The sequence below is a fragment of the Salmonella sp. 32031103-2018-00083-FB-01-SM-01 genome, assembly GCF_017571995.1.
Lineage (GTDB): Bacteria > Pseudomonadota > Gammaproteobacteria > Enterobacterales > Enterobacteriaceae > Salmonella > Salmonella enterica.
The window spans coordinates 248,897-265,152 of the sequence record NZ_JAGEQL010000005.1; the positions used below are offsets into that span (position 1 = coordinate 248,897).

At 51.9% G+C, this 16,256-nt stretch carries 11 protein-coding genes; 6 read left to right on the forward strand and 5 right to left on the reverse strand.

Annotated elements, in window-relative coordinates:
• Positions 1-27: 27 nt before the first annotated feature.
• The 4 genes from yiaY to J4614_RS16155 form a co-directional block, all read right to left on the reverse strand.
• Positions 28-1,179: an L-threonine dehydrogenase gene (gene yiaY / locus J4614_RS16140; RefSeq protein ID WP_000741491.1), complete on the reverse strand. Its 1,152-nt coding sequence runs from the start codon at positions 1,177-1,179 to the stop codon at positions 28-30.
• 185 nt (positions 1,180-1,364) lie between these two features.
• A complete protein-coding gene (selB, locus tag J4614_RS16145) occupies positions 1,365-3,215 on the reverse strand; it encodes a selenocysteine-specific translation elongation factor (protein ID WP_208293242.1) in 1,851 nt (616 codons plus the stop codon).
• Positions 3,212-4,603 (reverse strand): L-seryl-tRNA(Sec) selenium transferase, encoded by a 1,392-nt coding sequence (selA, locus tag J4614_RS16150; RefSeq protein WP_000200188.1) that lies wholly within the window; start codon positions 4,601-4,603, stop codon positions 3,212-3,214. Before selA ends, selB begins: the two co-directional genes overlap by 4 nt.
• 98 nt (positions 4,604-4,701) lie before the next feature.
• The gene (locus tag J4614_RS16155; protein ID WP_000766675.1) at positions 4,702-5,310 is read right to left on the reverse strand and encodes a glutathione S-transferase; all 609 of its coding nucleotides are present in this window, start codon (positions 5,308-5,310) and stop codon (positions 4,702-4,704) included.
• Positions 5,311-5,785: 475 nt separating this feature from the next.
• On the opposite strand from J4614_RS16155, the gene mtlA reads away from it, so the two are divergent.
• From mtlA to mtlR, 3 genes are all read left to right on the forward strand, one after another.
• Positions 5,786-7,699: a PTS mannitol transporter subunit IICBA gene (mtlA, locus tag J4614_RS16160; RefSeq protein ID WP_000093291.1), complete on the forward strand. Its 1,914-nt coding sequence runs from the start codon at positions 5,786-5,788 to the stop codon at positions 7,697-7,699.
• Positions 7,700-7,837: 138 nt separating this feature from the next.
• On the forward strand, positions 7,838-8,986 hold the full coding sequence (gene mtlD / locus J4614_RS16165) for a mannitol-1-phosphate 5-dehydrogenase (protein WP_023215199.1): 1,149 nt from the start codon (positions 7,838-7,840) through the stop codon (positions 8,984-8,986).
• A complete protein-coding gene (gene mtlR, locus J4614_RS16170) occupies positions 8,983-9,573 on the forward strand; it encodes a mannitol operon repressor MtlR (protein ID WP_000193201.1) in 591 nt (196 codons plus the stop codon). Before mtlD ends, mtlR begins: the two co-directional genes overlap by 4 nt.
• 9 nt (positions 9,574-9,582) lie before the next feature.
• Here mtlR and J4614_RS16175 read toward each other — a convergent pair whose 3' ends face one another.
• Positions 9,583-9,792 carry a hypothetical protein gene (locus tag J4614_RS16175; protein WP_001062558.1) on the reverse strand — a complete coding sequence of 70 codons (210 nt, stop codon included), beginning with the start codon at positions 9,790-9,792 and terminating at the stop codon, positions 9,583-9,585.
• 290 nt (positions 9,793-10,082) lie between these two features.
• On the opposite strand from J4614_RS16175, the gene J4614_RS16180 reads away from it, so the two are divergent.
• The 3 genes from J4614_RS16180 to sadA all read left to right on the forward strand — a co-directional run bounded on the left by J4614_RS16180 (position 10,083) and on the right by sadA (position 16,000).
• Positions 10,083-10,445 (forward strand): YibL family ribosome-associated protein, encoded by a 363-nt coding sequence (locus tag J4614_RS16180; RefSeq protein WP_000665687.1) that lies wholly within the window; start codon positions 10,083-10,085, stop codon positions 10,443-10,445.
• Positions 10,446-10,932: 487 nt separating this feature from the next.
• A complete protein-coding gene (locus J4614_RS16185) occupies positions 10,933-11,616 on the forward strand; it encodes a DUF3251 domain-containing protein (protein ID WP_000549447.1) in 684 nt (227 codons plus the stop codon).
• Between the two features lie 43 nt (positions 11,617-11,659).
• Positions 11,660-16,000 carry a trimeric autotransporter adhesin SadA gene (gene sadA / locus J4614_RS16190; protein ID WP_208293243.1) on the forward strand — a complete coding sequence of 1,447 codons (4,341 nt, stop codon included), beginning with the start codon at positions 11,660-11,662 and terminating at the stop codon, positions 15,998-16,000.
• The last annotated feature ends 256 nt before the right edge of the window (positions 16,001-16,256 follow it).

The following is a 16,256-nucleotide window of genomic DNA, read 5'->3' on the forward strand; positions in this document are numbered from 1 at the left end:
AAGCGTCCGCGCCACCGGGCAAAGGCGTTACATCGCCGCGCGATAAATTTCCACAATCTCATCGTGAGTCGCCTGAATCGGGTTCGTCAGACCACAGGCATCTTTAAGAGCATTGGTCGCCAGAACCGGGATATCTTCTTCCTTCACGTTTAGCTCGCGCAGTCCCGCCGGAATGTTGACTTTCTGCGACAGTTGGCGAATGGCCGCCACACACGCCTGCGCGCCTTCCGCCTCGCTCATATCTGATACATCGACGCCCATCGCCGCTGCGCAATCACGCAGGCGAGCCGCCGCTACCTGGCTGTTGAATACCTGCACATGCGGCAGCAGAACCGCGTTACATACGCCGTGCGGTAGGTTGTAGAAACCGCCAAGTTGGTGCGCCATAGCATGAACGTAGCCCAGCGACGCATTGTTAAACGCCATTCCCGCCAGAAACTGAGCATAAGCCATCGCTTCACGCGCCTGGACATTGCTCCCCTCTTCAACCGCAACAACCAGATTTTCCGCAATCATCGTTACCGCTTTCAACGCGCAGGCATCGGTAATAGGCGTTGCCGCAACGGAAACATAAGCTTCAATCGCGTGGGTTAACGCATCCATACCGGTTGCCGCCGTCAGGGATTTCGGCATACCAACCATTAAAGAGGAGTCGTTGACAGAGAGCAGCGGCGTAACGTGTTTATCGACGATAGCCATTTTAATATGACGTTCTTCGTCGGTGATGATACAAAAACGGGTCATTTCAGACGCGGTGCCGGCGGTCGTATTAATCGCAATCATCGGCAACTGCGGTTTCGCGGAGCGGTCAACGCCTTCATAGTCACGAATATCGCCGCCATTCGCCGCCACCAGAGCGATACCTTTCGCACAGTCGTGCGGGGAACCGCCGCCCAGCGAGATAACGCTGTCGCAGCCATTTTCTTTCAGAAGCTTCAACCCAGCTGCCACATTGCTGGTGGTAGGGTTAGGCTGCGTACCATCATAAATCACGCTAAAAATATCACGTTCCTGTAGCGCTTTTTGAATATCACCCGCCATCCCTAATTTTGTCAGCATAGCATCCGTAACAATTAATGTACGGCGAAAACCATATTCCGCCATCGTATTCATTGCGTTCTTTAATGAATCGGCACCAATTACATTCACGGAAGGAATAAAAAACGTTGAAGCTGCCATTATACTGTCCTTAATTACCAGAATAAGGTGCGAAGAATACGGGTGAAATTATCCTAATAATATGATCACGATGACTATTTTAAGAAGTCAGAAAAATAAAAAGCACATTAGGTTAATTTCCTGATGTGCTTTTATAAATCAACTCAATAATTGTATTGATTCATTTCTGATTTAATTTAACCATTTCATTCTTTTTGCGGAAATAATAACGCATCACGTAATAAATGATCATTCCCACGACGCCGTGTAAATCCAATCCGGTCAAAATATTCAAGGATCTGAATAGCCAGTTTCCGCCCTACATTCAGCCTGTCGCGAAAATCCGCCGCACACGTTGATCCTCTCTCTTGATCCAGCTCGCGGATCATATTGGCGAAAGCGACAATCCGATCGTTACGATAGTACCGATCTTTTACGATCGCGGTAATGATGCCTTGCTGTGCCGCCTGCCGCAGCACCAGCCGCATCAATTGTTCTTCCGTTCCGGTTTCTTTCGCCAGATCGCGTACCCACCAGGGCTCATCGCCAAATAGCGGTTCAACTTTTTGCCAGACGGCCTGCTGCTCATCGCTAAATCCCGCTTTATGATCCGGCAGATGCAACCAACCGTGATGGCTATGAATCAGGCCGTCGTCGCGCATCCGCTCGATCAGCATCAGGACCAGCGCTTCATCTTCCATTGGCAGGGCCATGCGGCGTAAACGCTCGCGTCCCGGCCCCGGTTCATCGCGGTGCTGTTCGTGGTAGGTCGCCAGCGTATCGAGAATCTTACGCTGCCAGCGGGCGGCGACGGGCGCGCTTAGCAGATTGTCTCCGGCCTGGATAAAACCATGTTGCTCAATAAGCTGACGCATACCGAGAGGATTAAGCTGACGCGCCCAACCGAAATCCGGCAGGTTGACGGCGCCGCGTTCCAGATGAATGGCCAACGCCGCGCTATCGTCCTGCGCGGCGGCAAGCGTTGAAAGCCAGTGCAAATAATCTGGCTTACGTTTACCGCGACGCGGCGCCTTAAGCGTCACCACGCGTGCGCCGGCAAGGGTGGCGCGTGCGGAAATATCACGCAGCACCAGTCTGTCGTTATCGGCCAGCCACAACGGCGTATCGAAGATCAGCTCGGTCAGCCCGCCTTCCAGCAAAGAGACGCGACCGGTCACATGGCTGGCGGCATGGTGAATATGTAGCGGCTGCCATTGGGAAAGCGGCGCATGAAGTGCCAGAGAAACGATCACCCGGGAAAAAGCTTCCCCCACCGGCGCATCGGAAAGCAGCCAGTCGCCGCGGTTAAGCTGTTCCTTCTCCGCATCGCCCGCAATATTGAGCGCAATACGTTGCCCAGCGTGCGCATGGTCGGTAGGCTGATTTTGTGCGTGCAGGCTACGCACCCGCATCGGTTTATTTACTCCGGTTAACCACAGCGTATCACCTACCTTCACCTCTCCGCTCAACGCCGTTCCGGTCACCACCAGTCCCGCCCCTTTCACCGTAAACGCACGGTCGATAGCCAGACGGAAACGATGCTGCGCGGCGTGCAAACGTGCAGGAAGCTGCTGTAAATGAGCGCGAAGTTCTGCAATACCGCGTCCTTCATTGGCGGCGGTGACAAATAAAACGGTATCGGCGAAGCCATAGTTGTCGAGCGCCGCCAGTACCTCTTCACGTACTTCACCGATACGCGCCTCGTCCACGCGATCGGCTTTGGTCAGCGCGACGGTGAGCTGGAGATTGCCCGTCAGTTGCAGGATCTGTAAATGCTCGCGCGTTTGCGCCATGACGCCGTCATCACAGGCGACCACCAGCAAAGCGTGATCGATACCGCCTACGCCCGCCAGCATGTTAGAGAGGAATTTTTCATGCCCAGGCACATCGATAAAGCCCAGCACACGACCATCCGGCTGCGGCCAATAGGCGTAGCCCAGATCGATAGTCATCCCGCGTTTTTTCTCTTCCGGCAGGCGATCGGCATTGACTCCGGTAATCGCCTGGAGCAACGTCGTTTTACCGTGGTCTACGTGTCCGGCAGTTGCAATAATCATTTCAGCATCATCTCCATAAACCGGCTTTCGTCTTCAAGACAGCGCATATCCAGCCATAAACGGCCATCATAAATTCGGCCAATGACCGGTACAGGCAGCGTGCGCCAGCGGGCCGCCAGCGCCTCCAGCCGGCTACCGCGCCCGTCGTGCGGGGTAAAGGTCATGGCGGCGCTGGGAAGGCGGTCTACCGGTAATGAACCGCTACCGATTTGCGACAGGCAGGGTTTAACCTCCAGCGCAAATTCATCGCCGTAACGTGCCGCCAGCCGCGCCTGTAACCGCTGCGCTTGTTCGCGAATCGACGCTTCACTGCGGGTTAACAGACGCAGGGTGGGTAATTTCTCCGCCAACGCTTCCGGGTGCAGATACAGACGTAACGTGGCCTCCAGCGCCGCCAGCGTCATTTTATCCGCGCGCAGAGCGCGTTTCAGCGGATGGCTTTGCAGTTGGGCAATCATCGCTTTTTTGCCGACGATGATCCCGGCCTGCGGCCCGCCCAGCAACTTATCGCCGGAGAAGCTTACCAGGCTGACGCCTGCGGCAATGAGCTGCTGCGGCATCGGCTCTTTGGGTAAGCCATATTGACTTAAATCCACCAGCGAACCGCTGCCCAGATCCGCCACCACCGGAATATCCAGCTCTCGCCCGATTTCCGCCAGTTCCGCTTCCTCTACCGTTTTGGTAAAGCCCTCAATGCTGTAATTACTGGTATGCACCTTCATCAACAGCCCGGTATTTTCATTTACCGCCTGACGGTAATCTTTCGCGTGCGTCCGGTTGGTGGTGCCTACTTCATGCAGCGTACAGCCCGCCTGGCGCATAACATCCGGAATACGAAACGCGCCGCCGATTTCGACCAGCTCGCCACGCGAAACCACCACCTCTTTGCCGCTGGCGGTCGCCGCCAGCATCAGCAATACCGCCGCCGCATTGTTATTGACGATACAGGCGTCCTCCGCCCCGGTGATACGGCATAACAGCGTCGCCAGCGCCCGGTCGCGATGCCCCCGCCCGGCGCCATCCAAATCATATTCCAGCGTCACCGGCGCGCGCATCGCCTGCGTTACCGCCTCAATCGCTTCTTGCGCCTGCAATGCGCGGCCAAGGTTGGTGTGCAGCACCGTCCCCGTCAGGTTAATCACCGGGCGCAGCGCGCTTTGCGCCGCATTTTCCAGCCGGAGTTTCGCCTCTTGCGCCCAGTCTGCGTACCAGTCGGGAAGTGTTTGCGTATTCCGGATGACGTCGCGCGCGTCGTCAAGCATCCGCCTAAGCAGATCAACCACCTGGGTATGGCCATACCGATCGCGCAGAGAAAGAAAAGCGCTATCGTGCAATAAGCGATCGATAGCAGGAAGCTGGCTGTAGAGTGTACGCGTTTCGCTTGTCATGAAAATGCCTGGCTGTTGGTGGCCCTCTCCTGGCGGGAGAGGGATATCGACATAAGGGGGATTGTAACGTGAGTTTGCTCAGGCGGACATAATGCGCGTCAAGCCTTTGGCGCTTCGGTGCGGGCAAAGCTTTCGCGTTGAAAAAGCGTTTCGACCAGTTTGACCAGGTGGGGGCGGCTAACGCACCAGCCAGGCGCGACCCGGCGGAAGTTGAGATAGCCTACCGCACAGGCAATCGCGATAGTCGCCAGATTGACCGTATCCGTTTTTAGCGTCCCGTCGCTCAGATAACTTTCGAGCATATCCAGGCTGCGGTTGATTTTTTCCCGCTGGCGCAGCAGTTCCGTTTCCGATTGTTGCGCCGCCGGGCGCGCCTGTTCGCGTACAGACACCAACGCTGCATCCATAATACCGTCAGCCAACGCTTCGAGCTGGCGAACTTTAAGCGCTGCCATCGGGTCACGCGGGAGCATCGCTGGCGCGATATCCAACAGCTCAATATATTCCGCGATGATCGGCGAATCGAACCAGTACTCCCCTTTCTCCGTCACCAGCGCTGGCACCTTACCCAGAGGGTTGTATTGCGCCACGCCGTTATCCGCCTCGTAGGGTAATTCATTAATAAATTCGAAGGTAATGCCCTTTTCGAGCAGCAGAATAGAGATTTTGCGCACAAAAGGGCTGGTGTAGCTACCGATGAGTTTCATGCCGTGTCCTTTTTGCCAACCAGTAAAAATCATAGTATGGCTCAAATAAGACGAAAAGAGACGCAAAAAGAGGTTGCTGAATGACATAACGTGAGAAGGCTCGCGACAAAATGTTTGCCGGATCGTATTGACGTTACCCGGGCTTAAAATTTCTTGTGAAGAAGATCACAAAAATTCAACAAAGCACCAAAATAAAAATGTGAAATATCTCACATAAAATTGCCTTTTAAGAGCTAAAAATTAGATTCGTTGTTTTTTTACACAGCCACTTTGTGATCAATATCACATCAATTACCTCTCTACCCCCTATATTTATGTGACACAAATCACATAAATTGTCCCTGTCTGGACAGTTGAACGATTCAGTGCCAGATTGCGCAGTATCTACACTACAGGGTCCGGCTACCTCTGCCGCTACATTAACAAACCTCGGGCTTTCAGCCTGCGCGACAGCAACATAAGAAGGGGTGTTTTTATGTCATCCGATATTAAGATCAAAGTGCAAAGCTTTGGTCGATTCCTCAGCAATATGGTGATGCCTAATATCGGCGCGTTTATCGCGTGGGGTATTATCACCGCATTATTTATTCCAACAGGGTGGTTGCCTAACGAAACGCTGGCGAAACTGGTTGGTCCGATGATCACCTACCTGCTGCCGCTGCTCATCGGTTATACCGGCGGTCGTCTGGTTGGCGGCGAACGCGGCGGCGTAGTGGGCGCTATCACTACCATGGGCGTTATTGTCGGCGCGGATATGCCGATGTTCCTCGGCTCGATGATCGCCGGTCCATTAGGCGGCTACTGCATTAAGAAATTCGACAGTTGGGTAGACGGTAAGATCAAATCCGGTTTTGAGATGTTGGTGAACAACTTCTCCGCTGGCATCATCGGTATGATCCTCGCCATCCTGGCGTTCCTCGGTATTGGTCCGGCGGTTGAAGTCCTGTCCAAAATTCTGGCGGCGGGCGTTAACTTCATGGTGGCGCACGATATGCTGCCGCTGGCGTCCATTTTTGTTGAACCGGCGAAAATCCTGTTCCTCAATAACGCGATTAACCACGGCATCTTCTCACCGCTGGGTATCCAGCAGTCCCATGAGATGGGTAAATCCATCTTCTTCCTGATTGAAGCTAACCCGGGTCCGGGGATGGGCGTCCTGCTGGCGTACATGTTCTTCGGTCGTGGCAGCGCTAAACAGTCTGCGGGCGGCGCGGCAATTATCCACTTCCTGGGCGGTATCCATGAGATCTACTTCCCGTACGTGCTGATGAACCCACGCCTGATTCTGGCGGTGATTCTCGGCGGTATGACCGGCGTATTCACCCTGACCATCCTGAACGGCGGTCTGGTCTCTCCGGCATCTCCGGGTTCCATTCTGGCGGTACTGGCGATGACGCCAAAAGGCGCTTACTTCGCTAACATCGCTGCCATCGTGGCGGCAATGGCGGTTTCCTTCGTGGTGTCTGCAATTCTGCTGAAAACCAGCAAAGTGAAAGAAGAAGATGACATTGAAGCGGCCACCCGTCGTATGCAGGACATGAAAGCGGAATCTAAAGGCGCCTCTCCGCTGGCGGCTGGCGACGTGACCAACGACCTGAGCCATGTGCGTAAAATCATCGTGGCTTGCGATGCCGGTATGGGTTCCAGCGCGATGGGCGCAGGGGTACTGCGTAAGAAAGTACAGGATGCGGGCCTGAGCCAGATCTCCGTCACCAACAGCGCCATTAACAATCTGCCGCCGGATGTGGATCTGGTCATTACTCACCGTGACCTTACCGAGCGCGCGATGCGTCAGGTACCGCAGGCGCAGCATATTTCGCTGACCAACTTCCTGGATAGCGGCCTGTACACCAGCCTGACCGAACGTCTGGTTGCCGCACAGCGCCACAATACTAATGAAGAGAAAGTACGCGACCATCTGAAAGACAGCTTTGAGGAGGGTGATAACAACCTGTTCAAGCTGGGCGCGGAGAATATCTTCCTGGGCCGTAAAGCCGCTAACAAAGAAGAGGCGATTCGCTTTGCCGGTGAACAACTGGTGAAAGGCGGCTATGTTGAGCCGGAATACGTCGAGGCGATGCTGGACCGCGAAAAGCTGACGCCGACTTACCTCGGTGAATCCATCGCAGTACCGCACGGCACGGTAGAAGCGAAAGACCGCGTGCTGAAAACCGGCGTGGTGTTCTGCCAGTATCCGGAAGGCGTACGCTTCGGTGAAGAAGAAGACGATATTGCCCGTCTGGTCATTGGTATCGCCGCACGTAACAATGAGCACATCCAGGTCATCACTAGTCTGACCAACGCGCTGGATGATGAATCCGTGATCGAACGTCTGGCGCACACCACCAGCGTGGATGAAGTGCTGGAACTGCTGGCAGGTCGTAAGTAAGCGTTATTGCCCGGTGGCGCTCACGCTTACCGGGCCTACAAAATCCTCTCCCTTGTGGAGAGGGTTAGGTTGAGGGGAAATCTATGCAGTCCCTCACCCCAGCCCTCTCGGGTAAAAACATTAATGAAGGTTAATACTATGAAAGCATTACATTTTGGCGCAGGTAATATCGGTCGTGGCTTTATCGGCAAACTGCTGGCTGACGCGGGGATACAACTGACGTTTGCGGATGTAAACCAGGTCGTACTCGATGCCCTGAATGCCCGTCATAGCTATCAGGTTCATGTTGTGGGTGAAAATGAGCAGGTGGATACCGTTTCCGGCGTCAACGCTGTCAGCAGCATCGGCGATGATGTTGTCGACCTGATTGCCCACGTTGATTTAATCACTACTGCCGTGGGTCCGGTTGTGCTTGAGCGTATCGCTCCGGCCATCGCTAAAGGGCTGGTAAAACGTAAGGCGCAGGGCGTGGATGCCCCGCTGAATATCATCGCCTGTGAAAACATGGTGCGCGGCACCACACAGCTCAAAGGCCATGTAATGAACGCGCTGGCGGGTGGCGATAAAGCCTGGGTTGAACAGCACGTCGGTTTTGTGGATTCCGCCGTTGACCGTATTGTGCCGCCATCTGCTTCCGCCACCCATGACCCGCTGGAAGTGACGGTAGAAACCTTCAGCGAGTGGATCGTCGATAAAACCCAGTTTAAAGGCGCGTTGCCGACCATTCCGGGGATGGAGTTAACGGATAACCTGATGGCATTTGTCGAACGTAAACTCTTCACGCTGAACACAGGTCATGCTATAACCGCGTACCTCGGCAAATTAGCCGGTCATCAAACCATTCGCGACGCCATTCTCGATGAGAGTATTCGCTCGGTGGTGAAAGGCGCGATGGAAGAAAGCGGCGCGGTGCTGATCAAACGCTACGGTTTTGACGCCGACAAACATGCGGCATACATTCAGAAAATCCTCGGTCGTTTTGAAAACCCGTATCTGAAAGATGATGTTGAGCGCGTTGGACGTCAGCCGCTACGCAAACTCAGCGCGGGCGACCGTCTGATCAAACCGCTGCTTGGCACCCTGGAATATGGTCTGCCGCATGTGAATCTGGTCAAAGGGATCGCGGCGGCGATGCATTTCCGTAGTGAAGAAGATCCGCAGGCACAGGAACTGGCCGCGCTGATTGACGAAAAAGGCCCGCAGGCCGCTCTGGCGCAAATTTCCGGGCTGGATGCCAATAGCGATGTGGTGGCGGAGGCGGTTAACGCTTATAACGCGACCAAATGACGCAGAACCCGGCGCAGGTTAGCCTGCGCCCAAATAACAGATTGTCAGATATGCAGGCAATAATGGAACAAACCCAGGCCTTTGAAAATCGTGTGCTTGAGCGTCTGAATGCTGGCAAAACCGTACGGAGCTTCCTGATTACTGCCGTCGAGTTATTGACCGAGGCGGTGAATATTCTGGTGCTCCAGGTGTTTCGCAAAGACGACTATGCGGTGAAATACGCTGTGGAACCGTTGCTGGACGGCGACGGACCGCTGGGCGATCTTTCGGTACGTCTGAAACTTATCTATGGCTTGGGCGTACTCAGCCGCACCGAATATGAAGATGCGGAGCTGTTAATGGCGCTGCGCGAAGAGCTGAATCACGACGGCAATGAGTACGCCTTTACCGACGATGAAATCCTCGGGCCGTTTGGCGAACTACACTGCGTCATGGCGCTGCCGCCGCCGCCGCATTTTGATACGTCCGACGCGGCGCTCTACGCCATGCAAATTCAGCGCTACCAGCAGGCGGTGCGTTCGACGATGGTTCTCTCCCTGACCGAGCTGATTTCTAAAATCAGCTTAAAAAAGGCCTTTCAAAAGTAAATCCCGCCGTTAACCTCTTTCTTCTTCTTTTGGTCGGTACAGCCGCCGGTAATATTCCAGACGCTGCAAATAAATGGGCGCGCTCTCCGACGGCACCTCGGAAGGAACATAATCACGCGGCGGCGTTTTATTCAGGTATTCACGGAACGCCTGGCTGGACGCCATAAAATCGACGGCTTTATCAATAAGAAGTGGTACGTTCTCACCTATTTTTGCCATGATAGATCCTCCATGTGTGACCCGCGTCTGACTCCCGCGGTCGCTTATTTGAGTTTAGGATCAATTTAGCGTTGTCATTGAGGAAAATGTGCTTAATCGCTTTTCTTGCCGGCAAAAAAGGCGCTTCATCTTTTCTTTCGAAAAAAAGATTTTATTCTCAAAGAGATAACTAAATAATTAGCGGTGTAATACTTGCCATAATTGATTATCTTTACGTCATGAGTTGTGAAGAATCACTCACTGCGCGCATACTATAGGGTATCTATCCCATTTCTATCAGAAGCAATCCCATGAAAGAAGTTGAAAAAAACGAAATTAAACGCCTGAGCGATCGTCTTGACGCTATTCGCCACCAGCAGGCAGGTCTCTCTCTGGTTGAATCCGCCGATAAATACGCGGAGCTGGAAAAAGAAAAAGAGACGCTGGAAGCAGAAATTATCCGTCTGCGCGAAGTACACAGCCAGAAACTGAGTAAAGAAGCGCAGAAGCTGATGAACCTGCCGTTTCGCCGCGCGATCACTAAAAAAGAGCAGGCCGATATGGGCAAACTCAAAAAAAGCGTACGCGGCCTGATCGTGGTGCACCCGATGACGGCGCTGGGCCGGGAAATGGGGCTCAAAGAGATGACAGGGTTCGCGAAGAGCGAGTTCTAAACCTTCCGCATCTCAGGCTCTCAGGACACCCGTGTACGGAGGATGTCTTGAGAGCATCGGGCTATATTCCGAATTTTTATCCAGACGTATTTACACCGCTTATATACAAGTTCATTTTTAACGGTAATCCCCGCTTTTTCGGGATGAAAAATTCCACTATCATGCCTATTTGTATTTATGCAATGAATTTTTTCATCCCCTTTTCTCATATCCCGCAGAATATGATTGACCCGCAAAATTAAATAACATTATCATCCATGAAAAAAAATGCTCATACATAAATATTATAATTATATTTTTATAAAGTATTGCTATGAATAATTGATAAACAACGTCGGGTATTTGCACATTCCTATAGAAACAATGAATGTTTTAATTATAACCATATATTAATGGCTATTGGCAATGCTCGCAAAATGATGAGTTAGCTGTATAAATAACAGGTTAACTATTTATATTATATAAATTATTAACAAGGATATTTTATATGCACAAAAATGGAAAATTTATCCCCCTGCTTGCGTTGGGATTCACATTCTTTTTATCTGGTTGTGATTACTTTGCAGATAAACACCTTGTTGAAGAACTGAAAAAACAACAAAAAGAACAAGAAACAAAGATAAATCTGTTAGAAAAACAACAAAAAGAACAAGAAGCAAAGATAAATCTGTTAGAAAAACAACAAACTACGATTATCAACACGACCCAAAAGGTCGCCGAAGTCGTTGGCCGCGTTGAACGCAAACAACGGCTATTCGACTACACAGAACTGGATCCATCACAAACGCGCTATTTTATTATTAACAACGGCAATATCGGATTAGCCGGGCGTATTCTATCTATTGAGCCAATAGATGATGGAAGTGTTATTCATCTTGATTTGGTTAACTTACTCAGCATTCCCGTATCAAACCTTGCGTTTAATATGACATGGGGTACGAAAAAACCTTCCGAGGCAAAAGATCTGCCTCGCTGGAAACAACTCCTGCTTAACACGAAAATGGATTCGACAATCGAACTTTTACCGGGAACATGGACAAACGTCACGCTAACATTAAAAGGCGTATCGCCCAATAATCTTAAGTATCTAAAAATAGGTATTAACATGGAGAATGTCATATTCGACAGCATACAACCTATTAATGATACGAAAAAGAAGCCAAAAAAATAATAGCCATTGATACAACTATTTTAGAAAAGGAAAGCACTTATCCATGAACAGAATATTTAAAGTCCTCTGGAATGCCGCTACGGGAACATTTGTTGTCACCAGCGAAACCGCAAAAAGCCGCGGCAAAAAAAGCGGCCGCAGAAAGCTGGCGGTTTCCGCACTCATCAGTCTTAGCAGTATTATGGTCTCTGCGGATGTATTGGCCAATGCAGGTAAAGATACTGGCAGCGGTGTTACTCCATCCGACTCCACTGCAGGAACAGGGTGGATTGCAATTGGTACCGATGCCACAGCCAATACTTACACCAACGTTGATGGCGCAAGCGCCGCAATGGGTTATCACGCCTCCGCGATGGGGAAATGGAGTACCGCCATTGGTTCATACAGCCAGTCCACCGGCAACTCTTCGCTAGCGCTTGGCGTAAAATCCGTTTCAGCCGGTGACCGGGCTATTGCGATGGGGGCCTCATCCTCAGCTGGCGGGAGTTATTCGATGGCAATGGGCGTGTATGCCGATTCGAGCGGCGCAAACTCGGTTGCATTAGGTTATAAATCTGTCGCAAGCGGAGCAACTTCCGCTGCATTAGGTTATCAAGCCACTGCGAGCGGCGACGACAGCGCTGCATTTGGTAATGGCGCACAAGCGATAGGCACCAACTCAGTTGCCCTTGGCGCGGGCTCTACCGCTCTGGAAGACAATTCGGTCGCCGTGGGTAACAGCACCACTCAGCGACAGATCACCTACGTTGCTAAAGGCGACATCAATGCCAACAGTACCGATGCCGTTACAGGTGCGCAAATTTATTCTTTAAGTCAATCCGTCGCCGATCGACTAGGCGGAGGGGCTTCCGTTAATTCTGATGGTACAGTGAATGCGCCCCTCTACAAGGTGGGCACAGGCATCTACAATAACGTAGGCAGTGCGTTAAGCGCACTTAACACTTCTATCACGAATACAGAGGCCTCTGTCGCAGGATTAGCCGAAGACGCGCTGTTGTGGGATGGCAACACAAGCGCATTCAGCGCTAACCACAGCGGAAGCGACAGCAAGATTACCAATCTGGCGGCAGGTACCCTGGCCGCAGACAGCACTGATGCGGTTAACGGCTCCCAGTTGTTTGATACAAATGAGAAAGTGGATCAGAACACCGCTGATATCACTACCAATACCGACAGCATTAACCAGAACACAACCGATATCGCCGCCAATACGGCCAGCATCAATCAGAACACCACTGATATCGCCACCAACACCACCAATATCAACAGCCTGAGCAATTCCGTTACCACGCTCACCGACGATGCCCTGTTGTGGGATGGCAGCGCAAGCGCATTCAGCGCCAACCACAGCGGAAGCGACAGCAAAATCACCAATCTGGCGGCAGGTACCCTGGCCGCGGACAGCACCGACGCCGTTAACGGCTCCCAGCTGTTTGCCACCAATGAAAATGTGTCTCAGAACACCACGGATATCGCTGCCAATACTGACAGCATTAACCAGAACACCACTGATATTGCCACCAACACCACCAATATCAACAGTCTGAGCAACTCCGTCACCACGCTCACCGACGATGCCCTGTTGTGGGATGCAGCCTCTGGCGCATTCAGCGCTAAGCACAACGGAAGCAACAGCAAGATCACCAATCTGGCGGCGGGCACCCTGGCCGCGGACAGCACCGATGCTGTTAACGGCTCCCAGCTGTTTGCCACCAACGAAAATGTGTCGCAGAACACCACGGATATCGCTGCCAATACAACCAGCATCAACCAGAACACCACTGATATCGCCACCAACACCACCAGTATCAACAACCTGAGCAACTCCGTCACCACGCTCACCGACGATGCACTGCTGTGGGATGCAGCCTCTGGCGCATTCAACGCTAACCGCAACGGAAACGCCAGCAAAATCATTAATGTCGCCGCCGGTGACCTTTCTGAAGACAGTACAGACGCGGTGAACGGCTCCCAGTTGTATGAAACCAACCAGAAGGTGGATCAAAACACCTCTGCTATCGCAGATATTAATACGTCCATCACTAACCTTAGCTCTGACAACCTGAGCTGGAATGAGACAACGAGTTCGTTCTCTGCCAGCCACGGAAGTAGTACAACAAACAAAATCACCAACGTTGCCGCCGGGGAGCTGTCTGAAGGAAGTACCGACGCCGTTAACGGATCGCAGCTGTTCGAAACCAATGAAAAAGTGGATCAGAACACGACCGATATCGCTGCCAATACCACCAACATCACTCAGAACAGCACCGCGATTGAGAACCTGAATACTTCTGTCTCCGACATTAATACGTCCATTACCGGCCTCACTGATAACGCTCTGTTATGGGACGAAGACATCGGCGCTTTCAGCGCAAACCACGGTGGAAGCATCAGTAAAATAACCAATGTCGCCGCCGGGGCGCTTTCTGAGGACAGTACAGACGCGGTAAACGGCTCACAGTTGTATGAAACCAACCAGAAGGTAGATCAAAACACCTCTGCTATCGCGGATATCAATACGTCCATCACCAATCTTGGTACCGATGCACTGAGCTGGGATGACGAAGAGGGTGCGTTCAGCGCCAGCCACGGTACCAGCGGTACCAATAAGATAACCAATGTGGCAGCAGGTGAAATCGCCAGTGACAGTACTGACGCTGTTAATGGCTCTCAGCTTTATGAAACTAACATGCTGATTTCTCAGTATAATGAATCTATTAGCCAACTAGCCGGCGATACCAGCGAAACCTATATCACGGAAAATGGTACCGGCGTGAAATACATCCGTACGAATGATAACGGGCTTGAAGGCCAGGATGCATACGCAACGGGTAACGGCGCAACGGCAGTGGGTTACAACGCCGTCGCATCCGGTGCTTCGAGTCTGGCGCTTGGAGAGAACAGCAGCAGCAGCATTGATGGCAGCATCGCTTTGGGCAGTGGCTCCACCTCTAACCGCGCTATTTCATCAGGTATACGAGCAACGAGCGTAACAAGCGATGGCGTCGTCATTGGCTACAATACAACAGACAGAGAGTTGCTGGGCGCGTTGTCATTGGGGACGGATGGAATAAGCTATCGTCAAATTACCAACGTTGCGGACGGCTCTGAAGCGCAAGATGCGGTAACAGTTCGTCAGTTACAAAATGCCATTGGTGCGGTCGCCACTACACCGACCAAGTACTACCACGCAAACTCAACGGAAGAAGATTCACTGGCTGTCGGGACTGACTCACTGGCAATGGGTGCGAAAACCATCGTCAATGCTGATGCAGGTATTGGTATTGGTCTGAATACACTGGTGATGGCTGATGCCATCAACGGTATTGCTATCGGTTCTAACGCACGCGCCAACCATGCAAATAGTATTGCAATGGGTAATGGTTCTCAGACCACTCGCGGCGCACAGACTGACTACACCGCCTACAACATGGACACACCGCAGAACTCTGTCGGTGAGTTCTCTGTCGGCAGTGAAGACGGTCAACGTCAGATCACTAACGTCGCGGCGGGTTCGGCAGACACCGATGCCGTAAACGTTAGTCAATTGAAAGTCACCGACAGCCGTGTTGCCGCAAATACCGAAAGCATTAATAACCTGAACACGCAGGTGAGTAGTCTTGATACTCGCGTCACCAATATTGAAAACGGCATTGGCGATATCGTCACTACCGGTAGCACCAAGTACTTCAAGACCAACACTGATGGCGTAGATGCAAATGCCCAGGGTGCGGACAGCGTCGCGATTGGATCTGGCTCTATTGCTGCCGCTGAAAACAGCGTAGCGTTGGGCACAAATTCAGTCGCAGATGAAGCTAATACTGTGTCTGTCGGCTCTTCTACCCAACAACGCCGTATTACCAACGTTGCCGCAGGGGTGAACAACACTGACGCGGTTAATGTGGCGCAACTGAAAGCTTCAGAAGCAGGCTCCGTGCGTTATGAAACCAATGCAGATGGTTCGGTTAACTATAGCGTGCTCAACCTGGGAGACGGGAGTGGCGGTACCACTCGGATCGGCAATGTTTCAGCGGCGGTGAACGATACGGATGCGGTTAACTATGCGCAATTGAAACGCAGCGTCGAAGAAGCAAACACCTATACCGACCAGAAAATGGGTGAAATGAACAGCAAAATCAAAGGGGTAGAAAACAAGATGAGCGGCGGTATCGCCTCAGCGATGGCCATGGCCGGTCTGCCACAAGCCTACGCCCCAGGTGCCAACATGACCTCGATTGCTGGCGGTACATTTAATGGTGAAAGTGCCGTCGCTATTGGTGTCTCCATGGTAAGTGAAAGCGGGGGCTGGGTGTATAAATTGCAAGGAACCAGTAACAGCCAGGGCGATTACTCTGCAGCTATTGGCGCTGGCTTCCAGTGGTAATGGAATAACAATACTCCCGACATCAAAGGCAATGGCATTATGCCATTGCCTTTTCACTTCCCTTTGTTGTCCTCACCCCTTAATTGGACCTACCAATTCCCGCTGAATGCGACCACATGTTCACATTTCATTAAATTACCCCTACAATATCGTTGCCAATAAATAACATCTGTTTAACTATTCATTGTCATTATCCATACACAACAATATTGGCAGGACCACTTTTACACATAATGTGACCCCAACGAGATGAGCA

Coding starts and splice junctions, on each gene's coding strand:
- selB (WP_208293242.1), bottom strand. CDS start 3,215: ATGATTATTGCAACTGCCGGACACGTAGACCACGGTAAAACGACGTTG.
- mtlA (WP_000093291.1), top strand. CDS start 5,786: ATGTCATCCGATATTAAGATCAAAGTGCAAAGCTTTGGTCGATTCCTC.
- J4614_RS16180 (WP_000665687.1), top strand. CDS start 10,083: ATGAAAGAAGTTGAAAAAAACGAAATTAAACGCCTGAGCGATCGTCTT.
- mtlD (WP_023215199.1), top strand. CDS start 7,838: ATGAAAGCATTACATTTTGGCGCAGGTAATATCGGTCGTGGCTTTATC.
- sadA (WP_208293243.1), top strand. CDS start 11,660: ATGAACAGAATATTTAAAGTCCTCTGGAATGCCGCTACGGGAACATTT.
- J4614_RS16175 (WP_001062558.1), bottom strand. CDS start 9,792: ATGGCAAAAATAGGTGAGAACGTACCACTTCTTATTGATAAAGCCGTC.
- mtlR (WP_000193201.1), top strand. CDS start 8,983: ATGACGCAGAACCCGGCGCAGGTTAGCCTGCGCCCAAATAACAGATTG.
- J4614_RS16185 (WP_000549447.1), top strand. CDS start 10,933: ATGCACAAAAATGGAAAATTTATCCCCCTGCTTGCGTTGGGATTCACA.
- selA (WP_000200188.1), bottom strand. CDS start 4,603: ATGACAAGCGAAACGCGTACACTCTACAGCCAGCTTCCTGCTATCGAT.
- J4614_RS16155 (WP_000766675.1), bottom strand. CDS start 5,310: ATGAAACTCATCGGTAGCTACACCAGCCCTTTTGTGCGCAAAATCTCT.
- yiaY (WP_000741491.1), bottom strand. CDS start 1,179: ATGGCAGCTTCAACGTTTTTTATTCCTTCCGTGAATGTAATTGGTGCC.